Consider the following 20,885-nt stretch of genomic DNA (forward strand, 5'->3'; position numbering starts at 1 on the left):
CGTGGTCGACGCCGTGATCAGCGAGCTGGCCGGCCGGAAGGTGCTGGTGGCCGGAGCCGGGGTCACCGGGCGGTCGGTGGCCGATGCGCTCACCGAAGCCGGAGCGCACGTGACGGTCACCGACGCCGACGCCGGGCGGCTCGGCGGGCTGGCCGACACCGGGGCCACCCTCGTGCCGGCTCTGGCCGAGCCCCCCGAGGGCACCGACCTGGTGGTGACCAGCCCGGGGTGGCGGCCGGAGTCGCCGCTGCTGGTGGCCGCCGCGCAGGCGGGCATCGAGGTGATCGGCGACGTGGAGCTGGCCTGGCGGATCGGCCAGCGGCAGGCCAGGCCCCCGGTGTGGCTGGCGGTGACCGGCACCAACGGCAAGACCACCACGGTCGGGATGCTCGAGGCGATCCTCAAGGCCGCCGGGGTGCACGCGGTGGCGTGTGGCAACGTCGGGTTCGCGGTGCTGGATGCGGTCCGGGCCGGATACCACGTGCTGGCGGTCGAGCTGTCCAGCTTCCAGCTGCACTGGTCGTCCTCGCTTGCCCCGCGCGCGTCGGTGGTGCTCAACGTCGCCGAGGACCACATCGACTGGCACGGCGACATGGCCGCCTACGCGGCCGCGAAGGGCCGCATCCACGCCCGGTCGGACGTGGTGATCTACAACGCGCAGGACGCCACGTCGGTGTCGGTGGCCGTCGACCATGCCGGTGCGGAGGCCAAGCGGGTCGGTTTCAGTCTGAACAGTCCGCGCCCGTACGAGGTCGGCGTGGTGGAGGACCTGCTCGTGGACCGCGCGTTCGTGCCGGACCCGATCCGGGCCGCCGAGGAGCTGGCGACGCTGGCGGATGTCCGCCCGCAGGGGCCGCACAACGTGGCGAACGCGTTGGCGGCAGCGACGCTGGCACGCGCCTACGGTGTACCGCCGGAAGCGGTGCGGGACGGCTTGCGTGCCTACCAGCCGGGCGCCCACCGGGCCGTGGAAGTGGCCGAGATCGACGGCGTCCGGTACATCGACGACTCCAAGGCCACCAACCCGCACGCGGCCGCGTTCTCGCTCGCCGCGCACCGCAGCGTCGTGTGGATCGCCGGCGGGCTGCTCAAAGGCGCCTCGGTGGACCAGCTGGTCGCCGACGTGGCCGAACGGCTCCGCGGGGTGGTGCTGATGGGCGCCGATGCCGACGTGATCGGCACTGCTCTTGCCCGACACGCGCCGGATGTCCCGGTCACCAGGGTGACTTCGGGTCACGATGAGCCCATGACCGCTGCGGTGGAGGCTGCGCGTGGGCTGGCGCGCTCAGGTGATGTCGTGTTGCTTGCTCCCGCTGCGGCGTCGATGGACATGTTCCGCGACTACGCCGCGCGCGGCGAGGCGTTCGCCGCAGCCGTGCGCGCGTTGCCGCAGGGGGAGCACCGCGATGGTGACAGCTGAATCCGGCTCTCGATCGTCGCGTGCCGCCGGCAAGGCGGGCACCGCTCGTGCCGCAGGCAGGGCGGGCACGGGCAAGGCCGGTATCAAGAACGGCGCGGGCAGGCGCGGTGGCGGGGGGAAGAAGGGCCGCAAGCAGCCCAAGACCAAGCTCGACAGGCTGATCACCGCGCTCAAGCCGCTCACCGCGTGGCTGTCCCGGCCGCTGGCCTCGTTCCACCTGGTGCTGGCCATCTGCGGCCTGCTGACCTCGATCGGCATCGTCATGGTGCTGTCCGCCTCGTCGGTGCAGTCGGTGGCCAGCGGCATGTCGCCGTACTCGGTGTTCTGGCGGCACGTGCTGTACGTGGGCATCGGGCTGATCGCGTTCTGGCTGGGGCTGCGCATGCCGCTGGCCGTCATCCGGCGGTTCGCGCCCATGCTGATGTTCGTCGCGGTCGGCCTGCTGGTGCTGGTGCTCACCCCGCTCGGGTCCGAGCAGGGCGGCACCCAGGGCTGGCTCAAGTTCGGCAGCTTCCAGCTGCAGCCGGTCGAGGTGGCCAAGATCGCGCTGGCCCTGTGGGGCGCGCACATCCTGGTGCTCAAGTCCCGCTACACGTCGTCGTGGCGGCAGCTGCTCGTCCCGCTGGTGCCGGTGTCGTTGGTGATGTTCGCGCTGGTGATGGCCCAGCCCGACCTCGGGGGCACGGTCAGCCTCGGCGTGGTGCTGGTCGCCCTGCTGTGGTTCGCCGGGGCGCCGCGCGGCCTGTTCGCCGGGATGATCGCGGGCGGAGCCATCGGCGTCATCGCGCTGGCTCTGATGTCCGACTACCGCATGGCCAGGGTGCTGTCGTTTCTGAACCCGGGGGCCGACGCTTCCGGCGCCGGCTACCAGGCGAACCAGGCGCTGTACGCGTTGGCCGACGGCGGTCTGTTCGGCGTCGGCCTCGGCCAGGGCGGCTCGAAGTGGCGCTACCTGCCGAACGTGCAGCACGACTTCATCTTCGCGCTGATCGGGGAGGAACTCGGTTTCGTCGGCTGTTTCGTGGTCATCAGCCTGTTCGCCGGGCTGGCCGTCGTCGGCCTGCGGATCGCCACTCGCAACGTCGACCCGTGGATCAGCATCGTGGCGGGCACGTTGACCGCGTGGCTGGTCTCCCAGGCGTGCATCAACATCGGCTACGTCGTCGGCCTGCTGCCGGTGACCGGGGTGACGCTGCCGCTGGTCTCCTACGGGGGGACCTCGCTCATCATCACATTGGGGTTGTTCGGCATCCTGGCCAACTGTGGGCGGCACGAGCCCACCGCGGTGGCCGCGCTGCGCACCCAGGGGCCGGGTAAATTCGGACGCCTGCTCCGGTTGCCCGCTCCGCCGCCGTACCGCAAGCCGGCGACCGGACGGCCGCAGCTGGGACGCCCGCGGCGCCCCGCGCGGCAGGCCACCAGGCGCACTTCGGCCAGGCCGGCCAGGCAAGCACGCCACACGCCGGCACGACGGGGAAGGTAGGAACTTCGTGACCGAGTCATCACCCGAGTCGTCACCGCAGGGCGAAGCGGCCGAGCAGCACCGTCGGGACCCTGCAGCCACCGGGCCGACGGTGGTGGTGGCCGGGGGAGGCACCGCGGGGCACATCGAGCCCGCGCTGGCGGTGGCCGACGCGGTGCGGCGGCTGCGCCCGGACGCCAAGGTCGTCGCGCTCGGCACCCCGAAGGGCTTGGAGACCCAGCTGGTTCCCGCTCGCGGCTACCCGCTCGAGCTGGTGCCGCCGGTGCCGCTGCCGCGCAAGCTGACCGTCGAGCTGCTGCGCATGCCCGCGAAGGTGCGCGATTCGGTGCGCAAGACCCGCGACGTGCTGGAGCGGGTCGGCGCCGACGTGGTCGTCGGCTTCGGCGGATACGTGTCGCTGTCGGCCTACCTGGCCGCACGGGGCCGGATCCCGATCCTGGTGCACGAGGCCAACCTGCACGCCGGGCTGGCCAACAAGGTGGGGGCCCGGTTCGCCGAGCGGGTGTTCGCCGCCGTGCCGGGCACGACGCTGCCCAGGGCCGAGGTGATCGGGATCCCGCTGCGGCAGTCGATCACCACGCTCGACCGGGCGGCGCTGCGCAAGCAGGCCCGCGCCGAGTTCGGCCTGGACCCGGACGCCCCGACGCTGCTGGTGTTCGGCGGTTCGCAGGGGGCGCAGTCGATCAACAAGGCGGTGTCGGCCGCGGCGAAGGCTTTCGCGGACGCCGGTGTCGGGGTGCTGCACGCGCACGGCCCCAAGAACACCCTGGTGGTGCAGGAGTTCCCGGGTAGCCCGCCGTACGTCCCGGTGCCGTACCTGGACCGGATGGACCTGGCCTACGCGGCGGCCGACGCGGTGCTGTGCCGTGCCGGCGCCATGACCGTCGCCGAGGTGTCGGCGGTCGGCCTGCCCGCGATCTTCGTGCCGCTGCCGCACGGCAACGGCGAGCAGGCCAGCAACGCCAAGCCCGCGGTGGAGGCGGGCTCGGCGCTGATGATCGCGGACGCCGAGCTGACCCCGGAGTGGATCGCCGAGCACGTCGTCCCGCTGGTCACCGACGCCGACCGGTTGGCGACAATGTCGGCAGCGAGTAAGGGACTCGGCCACCGGGAGGCGGACGAGGTACTCGCCAGGATCGCTCTGGAGGCTTGCGGTGGCTGACGGTTCGACGAACGGCACACCGGCCGCTGACGGCCGCCCCGACGGACTTCCCGACGTGCTCAGGCGCGCCCACCTGATCGGCATTGGGGGCGCGGGGATGAGCGGCATCGCGCGCATCCTGCTGGCCCGCGGGGCCACGGTGTCGGGCTCGGACGCCAAGGAGTCGCGTGCGTTTCTGACCCTGCGCGCGCAGGGCGCCACGATCGCCGTCGGTCAGCGCGCCGAGAACCTTGATCAGCTGCCCGAGCCCCCGACGGCGGTCGTCGTCTCGACGGCGATCAAGGAGACCAATCCCGAGCTGGCCGCCGCCCGCGAGCGCGGGATCCCGGTGCTGCACCGGGCCGAGGCGCTGGCCGAGCTGATGAAGGGCTATCAGGTCGCCTGCATCGCGGGCACGCACGGCAAGACGTCGACGACGTCGATGCTGACCGTCGCGCTGCAGCACTGTCGGCTGGACCCGTCGTTCGCCATCGGCGGCGACCTGAACGAGTCCGGAGCCAACGCCCATCACGGCACCGGATCGGTGTTCGTGGCGGAGGCGGACGAGAGCGACGGGTCGTTCCTGGTCTACGCGCCGCGGGTGGCGGTGGTGACCAACATCGAGCCGGACCACCTGGACCGCCACAAGACGCCCGAGGCGTACTCGGCGGTGTTCGACCGGTTCGTCGACCGCATCGTGTCCGGTGGCGCCCTGATCGTGTGCGCCGACGACGAGCCGGCCGCCCAGCTGGGCGACCGGGCAGCCGACCGCGGCGTCCGCGTGCGCCGCTACGGCCGTTCGGCCACCGGCGAGCACGACGCCCAGATCCTCGACTACCGGCCGCATACCGAGGACGGGGGAGTGGTCCGGGTCCGGATCGGTGGGCGTGAACTGGACGTCACCGTCGCGGTGCCGGGCGAGCACATGGCGGTCAACGCGGTGGCCGCCCTGCTGGCGGGGGTCGAGCTGGACGCTCCCGCGGACCAGCTGGCCGAAGGGCTGGCCTCGTTCGGCGGCGTGCGCAGGCGTTTCGAGTTCAAGGGCCGGGCGAACGACGTGCGGGTCTACGACGACTACGCGCATCACCCCACCGAAGTGGCCGCCCAGTTGCGCGCGGTGCGGCAGGCGGCCGGTTCCGGGCGTGTGGTCGTGGTGTTCCAGCCGCACCTGTACTCCCGCACCAGGATCTTCGCCGACGAGTTCGCCAAGGCGCTCGAGCTCGCCGACGAGGTGGTCGTGCTGGACGTCTACGGCGCCAGGGAGGAACCCGAGCCGGGCGTGTCCGGCCAGCTGATCGCCGACCGGATCACCGAGGCCACGGTGCACTACGAGCCGGCGTTCGACCGTGCCGCCGAGCTGGCCGCCGGCCTGGTGCGCCCGGGGGACGTGCTGGTGACCATGGGTGCCGGTGACGTCACCCAGCTCGGGCCGGAGATCCTGCGGGAGCTGGACGCGCGAGCAGCCGCCGGAGCGCCCGCCACGGGAGACTGACGGTGGCCACCACACGGCAGCGGACCCGGTCCCGGCCACCGCGATCCGCCGGTCGGCGCCGCAAGCGCCGCGCCGGGCGCTCGGCCGGCCAGCGCAACGCCGTCGTCGTGCTGTCGGTGGTGACCGTGATCGCCATCGCCTACCTGCTGTTCTTCAGCTCGCTGCTGGGTGTCTCCGCGGTCGAGGTCTCCGGGCTGCACCGGCTGTCCGAGGCGTCCGTGCTCCGTAAGGCGGGCGTGGCCAAGGGGACGCCGCTGCTGCGGGTGGACACCGCCGCGGCCGAGCGGCGGATCGCCGAGCTGCCCGAGGTGGCGGCAGTGACGGTCGGCCGGTCGCTGCCGTCGACCATCACCATCGACGTGGTCGAGCGCGTTCCCCTCGCCTACCTCAAGGGCACGGGTGGTGCGCAGCTGGTGGACCGCACCGGGAAGGCGTTCCACCGGGTGGACAAGCCGCCGAAGAACCTGCCCGAGCTGCGCCTGACCCGGCCGCGCCCGGCCGACCCGGCGACCAAGGCGGCCATGGCGGTGCTGGACGGCATGCCGGAGAAGCTGCGGGAACAGGTGCGCGTCATCCAGGCGGGGTCGCCGGACGACGTGCAGTTCACCCTGGCGGGCGGCAAGCGCGTGCGGTGGGGGAGCGCGCGGCAGGGCGCGGTCAAGGCGCAAGTGCTCGCCGCGCTGCTGTCGCAGCCGGGCACGGTGTACGACGTGTCCAGCCCGGAGCTACCCACGGTCCGGTGAACGCGTTCGTCCGGAAATCACAGCGGGCACGCGGCGTGGCTGCTGGATTCGACGCTACGTGATGCCTACCGTCCAGAAACACGTCGGAAGTTGACATAACTCTCAACCTCATGTAGAGGTTCAGGGTTTCCCGGCCGCTTCCGGCGGTGCGAAGTCAAGTGCTCAAGACCAGGAAGGCGGACCCGATGACGCCCCCGCACAACTACCTCGCGGTGATCAAGGTCGTCGGCATCGGCGGCGGCGGCGTGAACGCCGTGAACCGCATGATCGAGGTCGGCCTCAAGGGGGTCGAGTTCATCGCGGTGAACACCGACGCCCAGGCGCTGCTGATGTCCGACGCCGACGTGAAGCTGGACATCGGACGGGAACTCACTCGCGGGCTGGGTGCCGGCGCGTCGCCGGAGGTCGGCCAGAAGGCGGCCGAGGACCACCGCGAGGAGATCGAAGAGGTGCTCAAGGGTGCCGACATGGTGTTCGTGACCGCGGGCGAGGGCGGCGGCACCGGCACCGGTGGGGCACCCGTGGTGGCCTCGATCGCGCGCAAGCTGGGCGCGCTGACCATCGGTGTGGTCACCCGGCCGTTCTCGTTCGAGGGCAAGCGGCGCGCCAAGCAAGCCGAGGAAGGCATCCAGAAGCTGCGCAACGAGTGCGACACGCTGATCGTCATTCCGAACGACCGGCTGCTGCAGCTCGGTGACATCGGGGTAAGCCTGATGGACGCCTTCCGCAGCGCGGACGAGGTGCTGCTGTCCGGTGTTCAGGGCATCACCGACCTGATCACCACCCCTGGCCTGATCAACCTGGACTTCGCCGACGTCAAGAGCGTGATGTCGAACGCGGGCAGCGCGCTGATGGGGATCGGCTCGGCGCGCGGCGAGGGCCGTGCGGTGCAGGCGGCGGAGAAGGCGATCAACTCGCCGCTGCTGGAAGCGTCGATGGAGGGCGCGCACGGCGCCCTGCTGTCCATCGCGGGCGGCTCCGACCTCGGGCTGTTCGAGATCAACGAGGCGGCCACGCTGGTGCAGGAGGCCGCGCACCCGGACGCCAACATCATCTTCGGCACGATCATCGACGACTCGCTCGGTGACGAGGTGCGGGTCACGGTCATCGCCGCCGGCTTCGACAACGGCACGCCGCCGCACAAGAAGCTCGACCCGCCGACGGTCGGCTCGCGGAGCTCGAGCTCCACGGCCACCGCGCAGGCGGGCAAGCTCGGCGGCGGCCAGTCGAGCGGATCCACTGGGGCAGGCTCCACCGGCGGGCAGGCCGCGCCGGTGTCCAGCCGATCGCAGCAGGCAGGCACGGAGGGTCGTCCGGTGTCGTCGAACGGCCAGCAATCCGGCGGCGCCGGCACGACCGGCAACGGCATCCAGTCGAGCACCGGTCAGCGCGGCGGGCTGCCGCAGTCCCCGTCGACCCGCGGCATCGGCCAGCCGGCCGGCCGGGGCAGCCTGCCGTCGCGCGCGGTCCCGGTGACCGACTCGATGGACGACGAGGTCGACGTCCCGCCGTTCATGCGGCGCTGACCGGCCACCCGGCGCCGCTGCCCGGGTGCTGGGGCGGATCGGCCGTGTGGCGGCCGTCGCGTGCGCGCGGGTTAGGCTCGCGGACGTGCGAATCCGCCGCATCGTGACCACCAGGGAGGGCGGGAGTTCCGCCCCGCCGTACGACAGCTTCAACCTCGGCGACCGCGTGGGGGACGATCCCCGCGCGGTCGCCGCCAATCGCAAGCGGCTGGCCACCGAACTCGGCCTGGATCCGCGCAACATCGCGTGGATGGAGCAGGTGCACGGGCGCACCGTCACCGTCGTGGACGGGCCGCAGGATCGCTCGGCGGAGGCGACCGACGCCCTGGTCACCACGACGCCGGGGCTGGCGGTCGCCGTACTGGTCGCCGACTGTGTTCCGGTCCTGCTCGGTGATCCGGACGCCGGGGTGGTGGCCGCGGTGCACGCCGGCCGCGTGGGCGCGCGCATCGGCATCGTGCCGGAGACGTTGAAGGCGATGCTGCGGCTGGGCGCCAAGCCGGAACGGATCGAGGCGTTGCTCGGACCCGCCGTGTGCGGCAAGTGCTACGAAGTTCCCGCAGACATGGCCGCCGACGTCGACAAACACCTGCCGGGCAGCAGGACGACCAGCAGGCGGGGCACGCCGAGCCTCGACCTGCGCGCCGGTCTGTGGGAACAACTGGCCGCGGCAGGAGTCGGCCGCATCGGGGTCGACCCGCGGTGCACGATGGAGGACAAGACGTTGTTCAGTCACCGCAGGGAAGGCGTGACCGGCAGGCAGGCCGCATTGACGTGGCTGGAGCAGGAGTGACCGTTTCATCACGACGCCGAGCTGAGCTGGAGGAGGCGCTGCAGCGCGTGCGGCAGCGCATCGACGACGCCGTCAAGGCCGCGGGTCGCCCGCCGGGCAGTGTCGAGCTGCTCGCGGTGACCAAGACGTTCCCGGCCACCGACGTCGCCGCGTTGATCGATCTCGGGCTGAGGGAGTTCGGCGAGAACCGTGATCAGGAGGCGGCGGCCAAGGTCGCCGAGGTGGCCGCGCTGCGGCCGGACGCCGACGTCCGCTGGCACATGGTCGGCAGGCTGCAGCGGAACAAGGCGCGCAGCGTCGCCCGGTGGGCCGACGTGGTGCAGTCGGTGGATTCCGTGCGGCTGGCCGTGGCGCTCGCCAAAGCGGTGGCGCGCGCCAGGGAGGAGGGTCACCGGCCGGACGAGCCGTTGGACGTGCAGTTGCAGGTGAGCATCGACGGCGACCCGGCACGGGGCGGCTGCCCGCTGGACGAGATCGACCGGCTGGCTGACGAGGTCGCACGGATGAGTGACCTACGGATGCGTGGCCTGATGGCGGTCGCCCCGCTGGACTGGGAGCCGGGCAAGGCGTTCGCCGTGCTGCAGAAAACCCACGAACGCCTGCGCAAGGACCATCCCGAGCTGGTGGAACTGTCCGCGGGGATGAGTGGCGACCTGGAAGCGGCAGTGGCATGCGGATCCACCCGAGTGCGTGTCGGAACCGCGTTGCTTGGTCACCGCGCGTTAGCGTGACTGTAGTGGCCGGTGTGATCGGTTGGGGTCCCGGCCGGCAGGCGCGACGGCGAGGAGTGGCATGGGCACGCTGGACAAGCTGAAGGCCTACTTCGGAATGGTTCCGGCCGACGACGAGCTGGACGACTACCGTGCCGAAGACCGTTACGACCCCGCCGACGAGGACTACCGGCGCCCCGGGCGCGGGTACCGTCCGGCGCCGGTGCGCGACGAGCACTACGAGGACGACTACCCGGAGCCGGTGATGCGCAGGCCGCGGCGCAGGCCCGCCAGGCCGGTGGAGGACCTCGACGAGATGGAGATCCCGGTGCGCGGGCGGGTGCGCCCAGTGCCTGCCGACCCGCCGCCGGCGTCCGGTTCGCTGGCCATGGACCGGGCCGCCGAGCCGGTGTCGCGCCTCCGGCAGGTCGACCCGGCCCCGGCGAGTCGCGACCCGCTCAGCAAGATCGTCACGTTGCACCCGACCAACTACGCCGAGGCGCGGCTGGTCGGGGAAGCGTTCCGGGACGGCAACCCGGTGATCATGAACCTCACCGAGATGGACAATGCCGACGCCAAACGGCTCGTGGACTTCGCGGCCGGGCTGGCGTTCGCGCTGCGCGGCAGCATCGACAAGGTGACCAACAAGGTGTTCCTGCTGTCGCCGCCGGACGCCGACGTGTCGGCGGAGGACCGCAGGCGGATCGCCGAGGACGGGTTGTTCCTGCGACGCTGACCACCTGACGCTGAGCGAACCGGCCGGATTATGGCAGAGTGGTAGCCGTGGAACTCGTCGGGATCATCATCTACTGGCCGCTGTTCGTGCTGTGGCTGCTGATCCTGGCCAGGCTGGTCGTGGAGCTCGTTCGGGCGTTCGCGCGCGAATGGCGCCCGGCCGGCGGAGTTGCGGTAACGCTCGAGACCATCTACACAGTGACGGACCCGCCAGTACGATTGTTCCGGAGAATCATCCCGACGGTGCGAATCGGCAACGTGGGGCTGGACTTGTCCATTATGGTTCTGCTGTTGGTGGTGTTCGTCCTGATGAACATCTCCTACCCCGGGTGACGGGCTCGGGTGCGGCAGTCCTGGAGTGCGTGAGGTGATCAGATGTCCTTGACCCCCGCTGACGTGCACAACGTCGCGTTCAGCAAACCGCCGATAGGCAAACGGGGCTACAACGAGGACGAGGTGGACGCCTTCCTCGACCTGGTGGAGACGGAGCTCGCCCGCCTGATCGAGGAGAACAACGAGCTTCGTCAGCAGGTCGAGCAGCTCGACGCCGAGCTGGAGGCCGCGCGCGCGGAGGCCGCAGCAGCCAGGGACGAGCGCCGGTTGTCCGCGGTGCCCGCGCCGTCGCCGATGGAGCAGACCCAGGCCCACCCGGGGCTGATGGCCGACGGGGCGGAGCCCAACGTGCAGGCCGCCAAGGTGCTCGGCCTGGCCCAGGAGATGGCCGACCGGCTGACCGGTGAGGCGAAGGCCGAGTCGGACGGCATGCTGGCCGAGGCCCGCACCAAGGCCGAGCAGCTGCTGTCGGAGGCCCGCTCGAAGGCGGACGCGATGGTCAACGAGGCGCGCGCCCGTGCCGAGACGATGCTCAACGACGCGCGCACCAGGGCTGAGACGATCGAGCGGCAGTCCAGGGACAAGGCCACGGCGCTGGAGCGGGAAGCGCAGCGCAAGTACACCGAGCAGATGAACAACCTCAACGCCGAGAAGGACGTGCTCAGTAAGAAGATCGAGGAGCTGCGCACGATCGAGCGGGAGTACCGGACTCGGCTGCGTGGGTTCTTGGAGTCGCAACTGCGTGAACTGGACGACCGGGGATCGGCGGCACCCGCATCGGCGGCGGGCAAAGGTGATCCGGCGCAAAGCGGCCAGGGGTACAACTTCGGACCACGCGCCGAAGCGGGCTAGCGCCTGACCGGCGGTAGCCGGACGTCAGGTCTTTGCCGGGGATGGCGGCGGAGAACGCCATCCCCTTTGCGCTGCCCGCGATGGTCGTCGTGATGTAATTCGGCGTGCTCTTCTTCGTCCTGATCCTGGTTCTGGCGGCGCTGGGTGCGCTGATCGCCGCGCTGGTCACCACCAAGTCGCTGTTCGCCTGGGTCTCGATCGGTTTCTCCGCTGCCGCCGCGCTCGGGTTGTTCGTCGACTGGATCAAGCGGCGGCGGGCCGCGCGGCGCGCGGGCGCCGACGGCGGTGACCGGCCGCCCGCCCCGGAGGACGAGTCCTCTACCCGATCGGGTGAAGCTGGGGGCGACGGCGGTGAGGTGTCCGCGACGACGGACGCGACCGAGGACGCCGAGGAAGCAGCAGAGAAGGCGGGCGACACCACGGGCAAACCGCAAGCAGGCTCGGACACCGAGGCTGCCGCCGGCCCGGCCGCTGCGGGGCTCCCGGCAGATCTGCCCGGCGAGGAGGAGACCGACGCTGCCGACGTGCTGATCGTCTGCGAGCTGTCCGACGAAGTGCTCGTGATCGACGAGCAGCCGCGGTATCACCTCGCCGCGTGTGGCTGGCTGACCGGCAAGGAGACCATCCCGATCGCCGTGTCGGAAGCGCGCGAGCTCGGGTTCACGCCGTGCGCCCGGTGCCGTCCGGACGCTACGCTGGCCGAGCGGGCCCGCCGCAAGCGGGTTGCGGACACCGGCTAATCTTGTTGCATCGGCGATGATCCGGCCATCACCGGGGAGCTTCCGGAAGAACGGGCCCGCGCGGCCTCAGTAGAACCGGACGGGTACGGCCCGTCACAGCCGTTCAATGAGGGGTTCGGGCGTTCTTTGTGCCCGGGCAAGCGGGGTGGTACCGCGGAGCGCCACGAGTGCGCGCCGTCCCTGCGTCAACGTTACCGGCGTTCACCGCCGCACTGCGTCGCAGCGAACCGCGAGGAGCACCCGTGCCGTACCCGAAGAACACAGACGCTGGCAAGGCCACCACGAGCACCGAGGCCGCAGGCGTTCCGGTGCAGCCGTCGTTTCCCGAGCTGGAGCGGGAGGTCCTCGACTACTGGGCCAAGGACGGCACGTTCGAGGCCAGCGTGCAGGCACGCGAAGCGGGGGAGAAGGGCAGCAACGAGTACGTCTTCTACGACGGCCCGCCGTTCGCCAACGGCCTGCCGCACTACGGCCACCTGCTGACCGGCTACGTCAAGGACGTGGTGCCGCGCTACCAGACCATGCGCGGCCGCCGGGTGGAGCGCCGCTTCGGCTGGGACTGCCACGGCCTGCCCGCCGAGGTCGAGGCGGAGAAGCAGCTCGGCATCAAGCACAAGAACGAGATCGAGCGGATGGGCATCGCCGCGTTCAACGATGCCTGCCGCAGCAGCGTGCTGCGCTACACCCGGGAATGGCAGGACTACGTCACCCGGCAGGCCCGCTGGGTCGATTTCGCCAACGACTACAAGACGCTCGACCTGGACTACATGGAGAGCGTCATGTGGGCGTTCAAGACCCTGTGGGACAAGGGCCTGATCTACGAGGGCTTCCGGGTGCTCTGGTACTGCTGGCGGTGCGAGACGCCGCTGTCGAACACCGAGACCAAGATGGACGACGTCTATCTGGACCGGCAGGACCCGGCCGTCACCGTGGGCCTGACCGTGACCTCGGACGACAAGCGGCTGGACGGGGTGCGGGCGCTGGTCTGGACGACCACCCCGTGGACCCTGCCGTCGAACCTGGCCGCCGCGGTGCACCCGGACGTGCGCTACGTGGTGGTGCGCGGCCAGGACGGGCAGCGGTACCTGCTGGCCGAGGCGCGGGTGGCCGCCTACGCCCGTGAGCTGGGCGAGAACCCGGAGGTGCTGGCGGCGTTCACCGGCCGCGAGCTGGCCGGCACCCGCTACGTCCCGGTGTTCGACTTCTTCGCGGGCCAGCAGCCGAACGCCCACCAGGTGCTGCTGGCCGACTACGTGACCACCGAGGACGGTACGGGCATCGTGCACATCGCGCCCGCCTACGGTGAGGAGGACAAGGAGGTCACCGACGCCGCCGGGATCGAGGTGGTCACCCCGGTCGACGAGCGCGGCGTGTTCGACTCCCAGGTGCCGCCGTACGAGGGCATGCAGGTCTTCGAGGCCAACCCGCACATCATCGCCGACCTGAAGAAGCGCGGGGTGGTGCTGCGGCACGAGACCTACGACCACGCCTACCCGCACTGCTGGCGCTGCGAGAGCCCGCTGATCCAGCGCGCGGTGTCGTCCTGGTTCGTCGCGGTGACCAAGTTCCGCGACCGCATGGTCGAACTGAACAAGCAGATCAACTGGGTGCCGGGGCACATCAGGGACGGTCAGTTCGGCAAATGGCTGGAGAACGCCAGGGACTGGTCGATCTCCCGCAACCGGTTCTGGGGCTCGCCGATCCCGGTGTGGAAGTCGGACGACCCGAAGTACCCGCGGGTGGACGTCTACGGTTCGCTGGACGAGCTGGCGCGCGACTTCGGCGTGCGGCCGGAGGACCTGCACCGGCCGATGATCGACCAGCTGACCCGCCCGAACCCGGACGACCCGACCGGCAAGTCCATGATGCGGCGGGTGCCCGAGGTGCTGGACTGCTGGTTCGAGTCCGGCTCGATGCCGTTCGCCCAGGTGCACTACCCGTTCGAGAACGCGGAGTGGTTCGAGCACCACTACCCGGGCGACTTCATCGTCGAGTACAACGGCCAGACCCGCGGCTGGTTCTACACGCTGCACGTGCTGGCCACCGCGCTGTTCGACCGGCCGGCGTTCCGCAACTGCATCGCGCACGGCATCGTGCTGGGCGACGACGGCCAGAAGATGTCCAAGTCCCGGAAGAACTACCCGGACGTCAACGAGGTGTTCAACCGGGACGGCTCGGACGCCATGCGGTGGTTCCTGATGTCCTCGCCGATCCTGCGCGGCGGTGACCTCATCGTCACCGAGCGGGGCATCCGGGACGCGGTGCGGCAGGCCGTGCTGCCGCTGTGGAACTCGTACTACTTCCTGGTGTTGTACGCCAACGCCGAGGGCATCGAGGGCCGGTTCCGCACCGACAGCCAGCACGTGCTGGACCGCTACATCCTGGCCAAGACGCACGAGCTGGTCACCGACGTGCAGGCCCAGCTGGACGCGCTGGATCTGGCCGGAGCATGCCAGACGGTGCGTGAATTCCTCGAAGTGCTGACCAACTGGTACGTGCGCCGCTCGCGGGACCGGTTCTGGGCGGGCGAGCAGGACGCGGTGGACACGCTGCACACCGTGCTCGAGGTCACCTGCCGGGTCGCTGCTCCGCTGCTGCCGCTGACCACCGAGGCGGTCTGGCGCGGGCTCACCGGCGGCCGGTCGGTGCACCTGACCGACTGGCCGACCGCCGAGGAGCTGCCCAGCGACGCCGCGCTGGTCGGCGCCATGGACCGGGTGCGCCAGGTGTGCTCGGCGGCGTCGGCGCTGCGCAAGGCGAACAAGCTGCGGGTCCGGCTGCCGCTGCGCAAGCTGCTCATCGCGGCCGAGGACGTGGAGCGGCTGGCGCCGTTCGCCGACATCGTCCGCAGCGAGGTCAACGTCAAGCAGGTCGAACTGACCACGGACGTGGCCGCGCACGGCGCGTTCCAGGTGGCGGTCAACGCCCGGGTGGCGGGCCCGCGCCTGGGCAAGGACGTGCAGCGCGCGATCAAGGCGGTCAAGGCGGGGCAGTGGTCCGAGCTGCCCGGTGGCGGCATCGTGGCCGACGGCGTCGAGCTGCGCGAGGAGGAGATCGAGCGGCGGCTTGTGTCCACCGATCCGGGTGCCGCCGGTGCGTTGCCCGGCAACTCCGGTCTGGTGGTGCTGGACACCGAGGTGACGCCGGAGCTGGCCGCCGAAGGGCTGGCTCGCGACGTGATCCGGGTGGTGCAGCAGGCCAGGCGGGACGCGGGCCTGGAGATCACCGACCGGATCGCGCTGACCGTCCAGGCGCCGGACGAGGTGCGCAGCGCGGTGCAGGCGCACGAGGAGTTCGTGCGCGGCGAGACGCTCAGCCAGCAGGTCAGCTACGGCACGGTCGACGGTGGCTTCGCCGGCTCGGTCGGCGACGGCCTGGACGTCCGGGTCGCGGTCACCAAGATCACCTAGACCGCTCGGTCCGACCCAGGCCGCCAGTCAGTCGTGGTCGGCCGGAGCGCCGCGCCGACGCGCGGGTAACGCTTTTGATCGCGATACCGTCTCGGCGTCGTGCCGCGGTTCAGCCGCGGTCGCGCCGGTGGCACACTGGCGGCACCTCGCTGAACTTCGCTGAATGGCGACGCCCGACGTGCCGGGGAGGTGAGCAGGCGTCGTGCAGTCCGACCGCCGCTGGGCCATCATCGCCATCGTCGCGTTGGTGGCCGGTTTCGTGGGCGCTGGTGTCGTTGTGCTGCGCAACGAACTCGAAGCGGACGACGACCGGCGGCCGCCCGGTGCGTGGGAGATCGCCTGGCAGTACGTGACCGCGTTCGACGACCGGAAGGTCTCTGCGGCGGCCGAGCTGACCACCGACCCCGCCGCGGCCAAGACCACGCTGCGCCGGATCTTCCGCAAGCTGCCCGACGTGACGGTGTCGTCGGCGCTGGGTGAGGTGAAGACGAACGGTGCGAAGGCGTCGGCCGTGGTCGCCGTCGAGTGGACGTTCGCCAACGACCGCACGTTCAGTTACCGCACCACGGTCCCGCTGGTTCAGCGGGACGGCAGCTGGCTGGTGGACTTCTCGCCCGCGGTGGTGCATCCCGAGCTGGAGGAGGGGCAGCACCTCGCGCTCGTCGACGGTGTCGACGTGCCCGCCGTGGTCGACGCCTCCGGTCGTCCGCTGCTGGTGTGGGGCGAGGTCGGGCCGAAACCGGTGCATCCGCACCGCGCCAAGCTGTTGCTGCCCGCCATGCTCGCCGAGGCGCAGGAACGCCAGCCGCCGGAGCGATGGGCGGTCGCGGCGATGAAGGGCAAGAAGCGGGTCAGGTTCCTCTCCGGCGACGGGCCGAAAGGCGGCAAGCCGCTGCCCACCACGCTGAGCATTCCACTGCAGGACGCCGCCCAGTCGGCCGTGGACAGCCAGGGCAAGCCCGCCGCGTTGATCGCGTTCCGGCCGTCCACCGGCGCACTGCTGGCGGTCGCGCAGAACGAGCACGTCGACCAGGGACCGATCTCGCTGAGCGGGCTGTACCCGCCGGGCGAAGAAGTGTTCTCCCTGGTCACGCTGGCCGCTGATGGTGATTCGGCGGCGGCGATCGCGCGTGCCGCCAGCAGCCTGGGGTGGAATGCCGACTTCGAGATCCCGGGGATCGGCACCGAGGCGGGTGCGGTACGCAAGGCGGACGACGCCGCGACGCTGATGGAGCAGCGCAAGGGACAGGGCGACGTGTTCGTCAGCCCGTTCGGGCTTGCCCTCGTGGTATCAACCGTGGCGGCAGGTGAGCCGGTGACGCCGCAGTTCTGGCGTGCCCATCCCACCAAGGTGCTGAGCGGCTACCAGGCGCCCGACAAGGAGACGGTGGCCGCCCTGCGGGAGTACATGCGGGCTGTGGTCACCGACGGGCGGGCGTCCTCGCTGAAGGCGCTCGACAAGGAGGGGGCCGAGGTCCACGGGGTGACCGGCACGGCACGGGCCGGTCACGGTGTGCGGCACAGCTGGTTCGCCGGATACGCGGGCGATCTCGCTTTCGCCGTGCTGGTGGAGGACGGCGGCACGGAGACTCGTGCGCTGTCCGTCGCCGCGCGGTTCTTGCGGGCACAGCGATGACCCGGCGATCCAGCGGATCGGTCACCTCGGGGTGCGCGCCCCGGGCCTGGGTACTGTGCAAGGCATGACGAGCAGCGTGCGGTTCGCCGTCCGCGTCAAACCGAATGCCAAGCGGAACCATGTCGGTGGTGCCCGCGGAGACGCCCTCGTCGTGGCCGTCACCGCACCCGCGGTGGACGGCAAGGCCAACGAGGCGGTCACCAAGGCGTTGGCCGCCGCGTTCGACGTGCGGCGGCAGCACGTGCACATCGTCACCGGGCTGCGTGGCCGGGACAAGGTCGTGGAGCTCGACCCGGCACCGCCGGAGGCGGAGCGTCGCCTGGCCGAACTGCTCCGGGACGAGCGACGTTGAGCCACACCAGACGGAAGATGCCCTTTTGTCCATGGCTTCGGCCGCATCCCCGTCAGTGAGGCTCGCGCTGGCTTCGCCAGGATCACGGACGTGCGGAGTACGGCGACGAGGCCATCCAATGTGACGAAGAACGACCTCCGCGCCCGTCGCCGTGGTCCCTGCCGAGGCAGCGGAGCTTCTCGGACACCTCGAGGATCTGCTGGACCTGCGCAAGGTGAGCGAGGTGCTTGCCCGTGTCGAAGCAGGTTCCGAAGAGCGTATGCCGGTCCAGTGCCCGCACTCCTCGCCGTGAGGGCTGAGCAGGACACGAGATCGAGCTCACCCGTACTGCAGACAAGTGACGAGAGGCTGGCAAAAGGTCAGCCGAGCCACGCGAAAGCCATCGAAGACGCAAGCGGGGCGCTCGCCGCAGACCCCGGCCGCCTGGTTGCACACCGCTGACCGGGCAAGAATCTCCGCGACGTGTGGCGTGTCCGGGTCGTCGGCTATCGCTTTTGTTACCAGGTCGACGACGGTGCCTTGCTCACAACTTGTCGTCACCGTGCGTACTCGGGATGGCCTGTGTGACCTTGTGCGGCGCGTTCTCGGCCGATGACCCCTGTATGGCATCGAGCTCTGCGCGGCTGTTGCCCATCGGTGACGGCCTGGCTGCTTTCGTCGACGGCCAGCATCGACCAGGGCGCGGCTGTCACCCACAGGGTGTCAGCAGATCGGCGCGGCGAACACGGTCAGGAAGAATGCGCGTCCGGTTGCGGCCGCTGACGGTGTTCGTCTAGCCGTGTTGGCGAAGTCAACGCATTGCGTGCGTCCAGATCGCGTGAGCGATGGCGTCGGCGTTCCGGTCCAGCGCTTCGGTGTTGATGTTGTCCAGATCGTCGCAGCTGCGGTGGTAGCAGGAGTCGAATGCCTCCCCGGCGATGCCACCCCACTTCTCCGCCTGGGCCGCGGTCTTCCTGCCTTCCGCCCCGGTGAACATGCCCGCCGTGGGAATGCCGGCGGCGGCGAACGCCGCATGGTCGGAGCGACCGCCGATGTCGATGTCCTCGGTCGGCACGCCGAGGGCGGCGAAGTAGTCGTTCAAGGGTCGCTGCAGCTCCGCCGACCCGTCCGGCTGGCCGTCCGGGGAGTAACCGAAGTAGCCGGCGTTCGGCGATCCGATCATGTCGAAGTTGAGGTAGCCGACGATGGCCGCCTTCTCCTCGGCCGAGAGCGAGTCGACGTAGTACCTGGACCCGACCAAGCCCAGCTCTTCGGCGCCCCACCAGGCGAAACGCAGCTTCTTGACCGGGCGCAGGTCCTGTTCGGCGATGGTGAGCGCCACTTCCAGCAGGGCGGCGCTGCCCGAGCCGTTGTCGTTGATGCCCGGCCCCGCGGTGACCCCGTCCAGGTGGGAGCCCAGCATCAGCACCTGGCCGGTGGACCCGGCAGGCCACTCCGCGACGAGGTTGTATCCGGTTTCGCCGAGGAACGCGAATTCCTGCACGGTGGTGGTGTAACCCGCGGCGTCCAGCAGGCCTTGCAGGTAGTCCACCGACGCCTTGAATCCCGGTGTGCCGTGCGCACGATTGCCGTGGGTGTCGGCGATGGCCTGCAACTCGGCCAGGTGCGCCTGCACTTTGGCCACCGGGATGTCCGGCGCCGCCGTCGCCGGCGCCGTGATCGTCGCGGTGGGCACGGCGGCGGCACCCGCCGATGCGAACAGGGCGCTTGCCAGGACCAGCGCCTGTACGCTGCGGGTGAGTGTCCTGCGCGTGCTCATCGGACCCCCCGGTCGGCCGCCGGAAACAGTGACCATGACAGATCCGGCAGGCGCTGCGGTACCGCCTTTTGGTCCAGATCCCCGGACAGAGCACGCGGCTTCAGGCGCCCGCGCCGGGCCGGCGAACGTCGCGGTGATCCGGTGCCCGGCACGTGTGGACCGGGTGTGCGGCTCGGTCGTACACGTGGCGGATTCGTGTTGATCGGGTGTGCGGCACGTGGTGAACACGTGTGCAGTTAGTGTTGAGTAGTGGGCGAAACACAGCTTCCCCCGCGACGCGTGGGCCTGGTAGCGGCCGTCGCCGCGGTCGTGCTGGTGCTCGACGTCGTCACCAAGGTCATCGCCGTCGACGCGCTGGAGGGCCGCGAACCGGTGCGCGTGCTCGGCGGGCTGGTCTATCTCCAGCTGCTGCGCAATCCCGGCGCCGCGTTCTCCATGGCCACCGGCATGACGTGGGTGCTGGCCCTGGTGGCGATCGGCGTGGTGGTCGCGATCGTCTGGCTGGCCCGCAAGCTCCGGTCCACCGGCTGGGCCATCGGGCTCGGCCTGGTGCTCGCGGGTGCGCTGGGGAACCTGGTCGACCGGATCTTCCGGGCGCCAGGGCCGCTGCAGGGTCACGTGGTGGATTTCGTGTCGGTGTTCGCCCCGAACGGCGAGGTGTGGCCGGTGTTCAACGTGGCGGATTCCAGCATCGTCGTCGGCGGGATCCTCATCGTCCTGCTCACCTTCCTCGGATACGAGTACGACGGCACCAACAGCAGGAAGAAGCCGCGCGAGGACCGCCCGGCCGAAGTCGGTGAAGCCCCGGAGGCGCAGTGACGTTCCCGTCTTCGCACCGAAACCGCATGCTCCCGGTTCCGGACGGCCTCGACGGGATGCGCGTCGATGCCGGCCTGGCCCGCTTGCTCGGACTGTCCCGCACCGTGGTGGCCGAGCTGGCGGCCAACGGTGACGTGCTGCTGGACGGCAAGCCGGCCGCCAAGTCGGACCGGCTGCGCGCGGGCGGCCTGCTCGAGGTGACCATGCCGGAGCCGGAACGCCCGCCGGCCGTCGAGCCCGTGCTGGTGGACGGGCTGCGGGTGTTGCACGAGGACGACGACATCGTGGTGGTCGACAAACCGGTCGGGGTCGCCGTGCACCCCAGCCCCGGCTGGACCGGGCCGACGGTGGTCGGCGGGCTGGCCGCGGCAGGCATCCGCATCGCCACGTCCGGTGCCGCCGAACGGCAGGGCGTGGTCCATCGCCTCGACGCGGGCACCACCGGCGTCATGGTGGTGGCCAAGAGCGAGCACGCCTACACGGTGCTCAAGCGCGCGTTCAAGGAGCGCAAGGTCGACAAGGGGTATCACGCCCTGGTGCAGGGGCACCCCGACCCGACGCAGGGCACCATCGACGCGCCGATCGACCGGCATCCGCGCCACGACTACAAGTTCGCTGTCGTGGCGGGCGGGCGGCCGAGCGTCACGCACTACGAAGTGATCGAGGCGTTCCGGGCGGCGTCGCTGGTCGCGGTGCGGCTGGAGACCGGGCGCACCCACCAGATCCGGGTGCACTTCTCCGCGCTCCGGCATCCGTGCGTCGGTGACCTGACCTACGGCGCGGACCCGGTGCTGGCCCGCAAGCTCAACCTGAACCGGCAGTGGCTGCACGCCAGGAGCCTGGGCTTCGCCCACCCCGCGGACGGCCGGTACGTCGAGTTCCGTTCCGAGTACCCGCCGGATCTCGCGGCCGCGCTCGAACAGCTGCGAGCGGAGTCGTAG

The 20,885-nt window shown here is 70.7% G+C and carries 18 protein-coding genes; 17 read left to right on the forward strand and 1 reads right to left on the reverse strand.

All coding sequences use genetic code 11. From position 1 onward, the window contains the following. Position 1 precedes the first annotated feature (1 nt). From murD to CXP56_RS03685, 15 genes are all read left to right on the forward strand, one after another. Positions 2-1,420, forward strand: coding sequence for a UDP-N-acetylmuramoyl-L-alanine--D-glutamate ligase (gene murD / locus CXP56_RS03615; protein WP_245566676.1), 1,419 nt, complete (start codon positions 2-4; stop codon positions 1,418-1,420). Continuing rightward, positions 1,407-2,903 (forward strand): putative lipid II flippase FtsW, encoded by a 1,497-nt coding sequence (gene ftsW, locus CXP56_RS03620; RefSeq protein WP_051310235.1) that lies wholly within the window; start codon positions 1,407-1,409, stop codon positions 2,901-2,903. Before murD ends, ftsW begins: the two co-directional genes overlap by 14 nt. A gap of 7 nt (positions 2,904-2,910) precedes the next feature. Further along, positions 2,911-4,065, forward strand: coding sequence for an undecaprenyldiphospho-muramoylpentapeptide beta-N-acetylglucosaminyltransferase (gene murG, locus CXP56_RS03625; RefSeq protein WP_084609260.1), 1,155 nt, complete (start codon positions 2,911-2,913; stop codon positions 4,063-4,065). Continuing rightward, positions 4,058-5,536 (forward strand): UDP-N-acetylmuramate--L-alanine ligase, encoded by a 1,479-nt coding sequence (gene murC / locus CXP56_RS03630; RefSeq protein WP_502694560.1) that lies wholly within the window; start codon positions 4,058-4,060, stop codon positions 5,534-5,536. The genes murG and murC overlap by 8 nt, the downstream gene beginning before the upstream one ends. A gap of 2 nt (positions 5,537-5,538) precedes the next feature. Beyond that, positions 5,539-6,279: a cell division protein FtsQ/DivIB gene (locus CXP56_RS03635; RefSeq protein WP_084609261.1), complete on the forward strand. Its 741-nt coding sequence runs from the start codon at positions 5,539-5,541 to the stop codon at positions 6,277-6,279. 185 nt (positions 6,280-6,464) lie between these two features. Next, a complete protein-coding gene (ftsZ, locus tag CXP56_RS03640; RefSeq protein ID WP_028848185.1) occupies positions 6,465-7,805 on the forward strand; it encodes a cell division protein FtsZ in 1,341 nt (446 codons plus the stop codon). An 85-nt stretch (positions 7,806-7,890) separates the two neighbouring features. Further along, positions 7,891-8,598, forward strand: coding sequence for a peptidoglycan editing factor PgeF (pgeF, locus tag CXP56_RS03645; protein WP_028848186.1), 708 nt, complete (start codon positions 7,891-7,893; stop codon positions 8,596-8,598). Beyond that, positions 8,595-9,329, forward strand: a complete 735-nt coding sequence (locus CXP56_RS03650) for a YggS family pyridoxal phosphate-dependent enzyme (protein ID WP_028848187.1) — start codon at positions 8,595-8,597, stop codon at positions 9,327-9,329. The genes pgeF and CXP56_RS03650 overlap by 4 nt, the downstream gene beginning before the upstream one ends. Positions 9,330-9,390: 61 nt before the next feature. Then, a complete protein-coding gene (locus CXP56_RS03655; protein ID WP_028848188.1) occupies positions 9,391-10,044 on the forward strand; it encodes a cell division protein SepF in 654 nt (217 codons plus the stop codon). 47 nt (positions 10,045-10,091) lie between these two features. Beyond that, positions 10,092-10,376 carry a YggT family protein gene (locus CXP56_RS03660; RefSeq protein WP_028848189.1) on the forward strand — a complete coding sequence of 95 codons (285 nt, stop codon included), beginning with the start codon at positions 10,092-10,094 and terminating at the stop codon, positions 10,374-10,376. 42 nt (positions 10,377-10,418) lie between these two features. Further along, positions 10,419-11,228 (forward strand): DivIVA-like cell division protein Wag31, encoded by an 810-nt coding sequence (gene wag31 / locus CXP56_RS03665; protein WP_028848190.1) that lies wholly within the window; start codon positions 10,419-10,421, stop codon positions 11,226-11,228. A gap of 104 nt (positions 11,229-11,332) precedes the next feature. Further along, complete coding sequence (locus CXP56_RS03670) at positions 11,333-11,968, forward strand: hypothetical protein (protein WP_286899819.1); 636 nt, start codon at positions 11,333-11,335, stop codon at positions 11,966-11,968. Between the two features lie 242 nt (positions 11,969-12,210). After that, the gene (gene ileS, locus CXP56_RS03675; protein WP_286899820.1) at positions 12,211-15,378 is read left to right on the forward strand and encodes an isoleucine--tRNA ligase; all 3,168 of its coding nucleotides are present in this window, start codon (positions 12,211-12,213) and stop codon (positions 15,376-15,378) included. Between the two features lie 202 nt (positions 15,379-15,580). Further along, positions 15,581-17,014 (forward strand): penicillin-binding transpeptidase domain-containing protein, encoded by a 1,434-nt coding sequence (locus CXP56_RS03680; protein ID WP_028848193.1) that lies wholly within the window; start codon positions 15,581-15,583, stop codon positions 17,012-17,014. A gap of 64 nt (positions 17,015-17,078) precedes the next feature. After that, complete coding sequence (locus tag CXP56_RS03685) at positions 17,079-17,366, forward strand: DUF167 domain-containing protein (RefSeq protein ID WP_211227538.1); 288 nt, start codon at positions 17,079-17,081, stop codon at positions 17,364-17,366. Positions 17,367-18,156: 790 nt separating this feature from the next. On the opposite strand, the gene CXP56_RS03690 is transcribed toward CXP56_RS03685, so the two are convergent. Then, on the reverse strand, positions 18,157-19,125 hold the full coding sequence (locus CXP56_RS03690; protein ID WP_028848195.1) for a M28 family metallopeptidase: 969 nt from the start codon (positions 19,123-19,125) through the stop codon (positions 18,157-18,159). Between the two features lie 249 nt (positions 19,126-19,374). On the opposite strand from CXP56_RS03690, the gene lspA reads away from it, so the two are divergent. Together lspA and CXP56_RS03700 are read left to right on the forward strand one after the other, a co-directional pair. Then, positions 19,375-19,944: a signal peptidase II gene (gene lspA, locus CXP56_RS03695; RefSeq protein ID WP_051310237.1), complete on the forward strand. Its 570-nt coding sequence runs from the start codon at positions 19,375-19,377 to the stop codon at positions 19,942-19,944. A gap of 26 nt (positions 19,945-19,970) precedes the next feature. Further along, positions 19,971-20,885 carry an RluA family pseudouridine synthase gene (locus CXP56_RS03700; protein ID WP_028848196.1) on the forward strand — a complete coding sequence of 305 codons (915 nt, stop codon included), beginning with the start codon at positions 19,971-19,973 and terminating at the stop codon, positions 20,883-20,885.

Origin of the sequence: Thermocrispum sp., from assembly GCF_002919275.1 — a bacterium.
Lineage (GTDB): Bacteria > Actinomycetota > Actinomycetes > Mycobacteriales > Pseudonocardiaceae > Thermocrispum > Thermocrispum agreste.

What these genes read in the sequence shown, in the direction of transcription:
- CXP56_RS03655 (WP_028848188.1), top strand. Translation starts at nt 9,391, where the DNA reads ATGGGCACGCTGGACAAGCTGAAGGCCTACTTCGGAATGGTTCCGGCC.
- ftsW (WP_051310235.1), top strand. Translation starts at nt 1,407, where the DNA reads ATGGTGACAGCTGAATCCGGCTCTCGATCGTCGCGTGCCGCCGGCAAG.
- CXP56_RS03685 (WP_211227538.1), top strand. Translation starts at nt 17,079, where the DNA reads ATGACGAGCAGCGTGCGGTTCGCCGTCCGCGTCAAACCGAATGCCAAG.
- wag31 (WP_028848190.1), top strand. Translation starts at nt 10,419, where the DNA reads ATGTCCTTGACCCCCGCTGACGTGCACAACGTCGCGTTCAGCAAACCG.
- ftsZ (WP_028848185.1), top strand. Translation starts at nt 6,465, where the DNA reads ATGACGCCCCCGCACAACTACCTCGCGGTGATCAAGGTCGTCGGCATC.
- CXP56_RS03690 (WP_028848195.1), bottom strand. Translation starts at nt 19,125, where the DNA reads ATGAGCACGCGCAGGACACTCACCCGCAGCGTACAGGCGCTGGTCCTG.
- CXP56_RS03700 (WP_028848196.1), top strand. Translation starts at nt 19,971, where the DNA reads ATGCTCCCGGTTCCGGACGGCCTCGACGGGATGCGCGTCGATGCCGGC.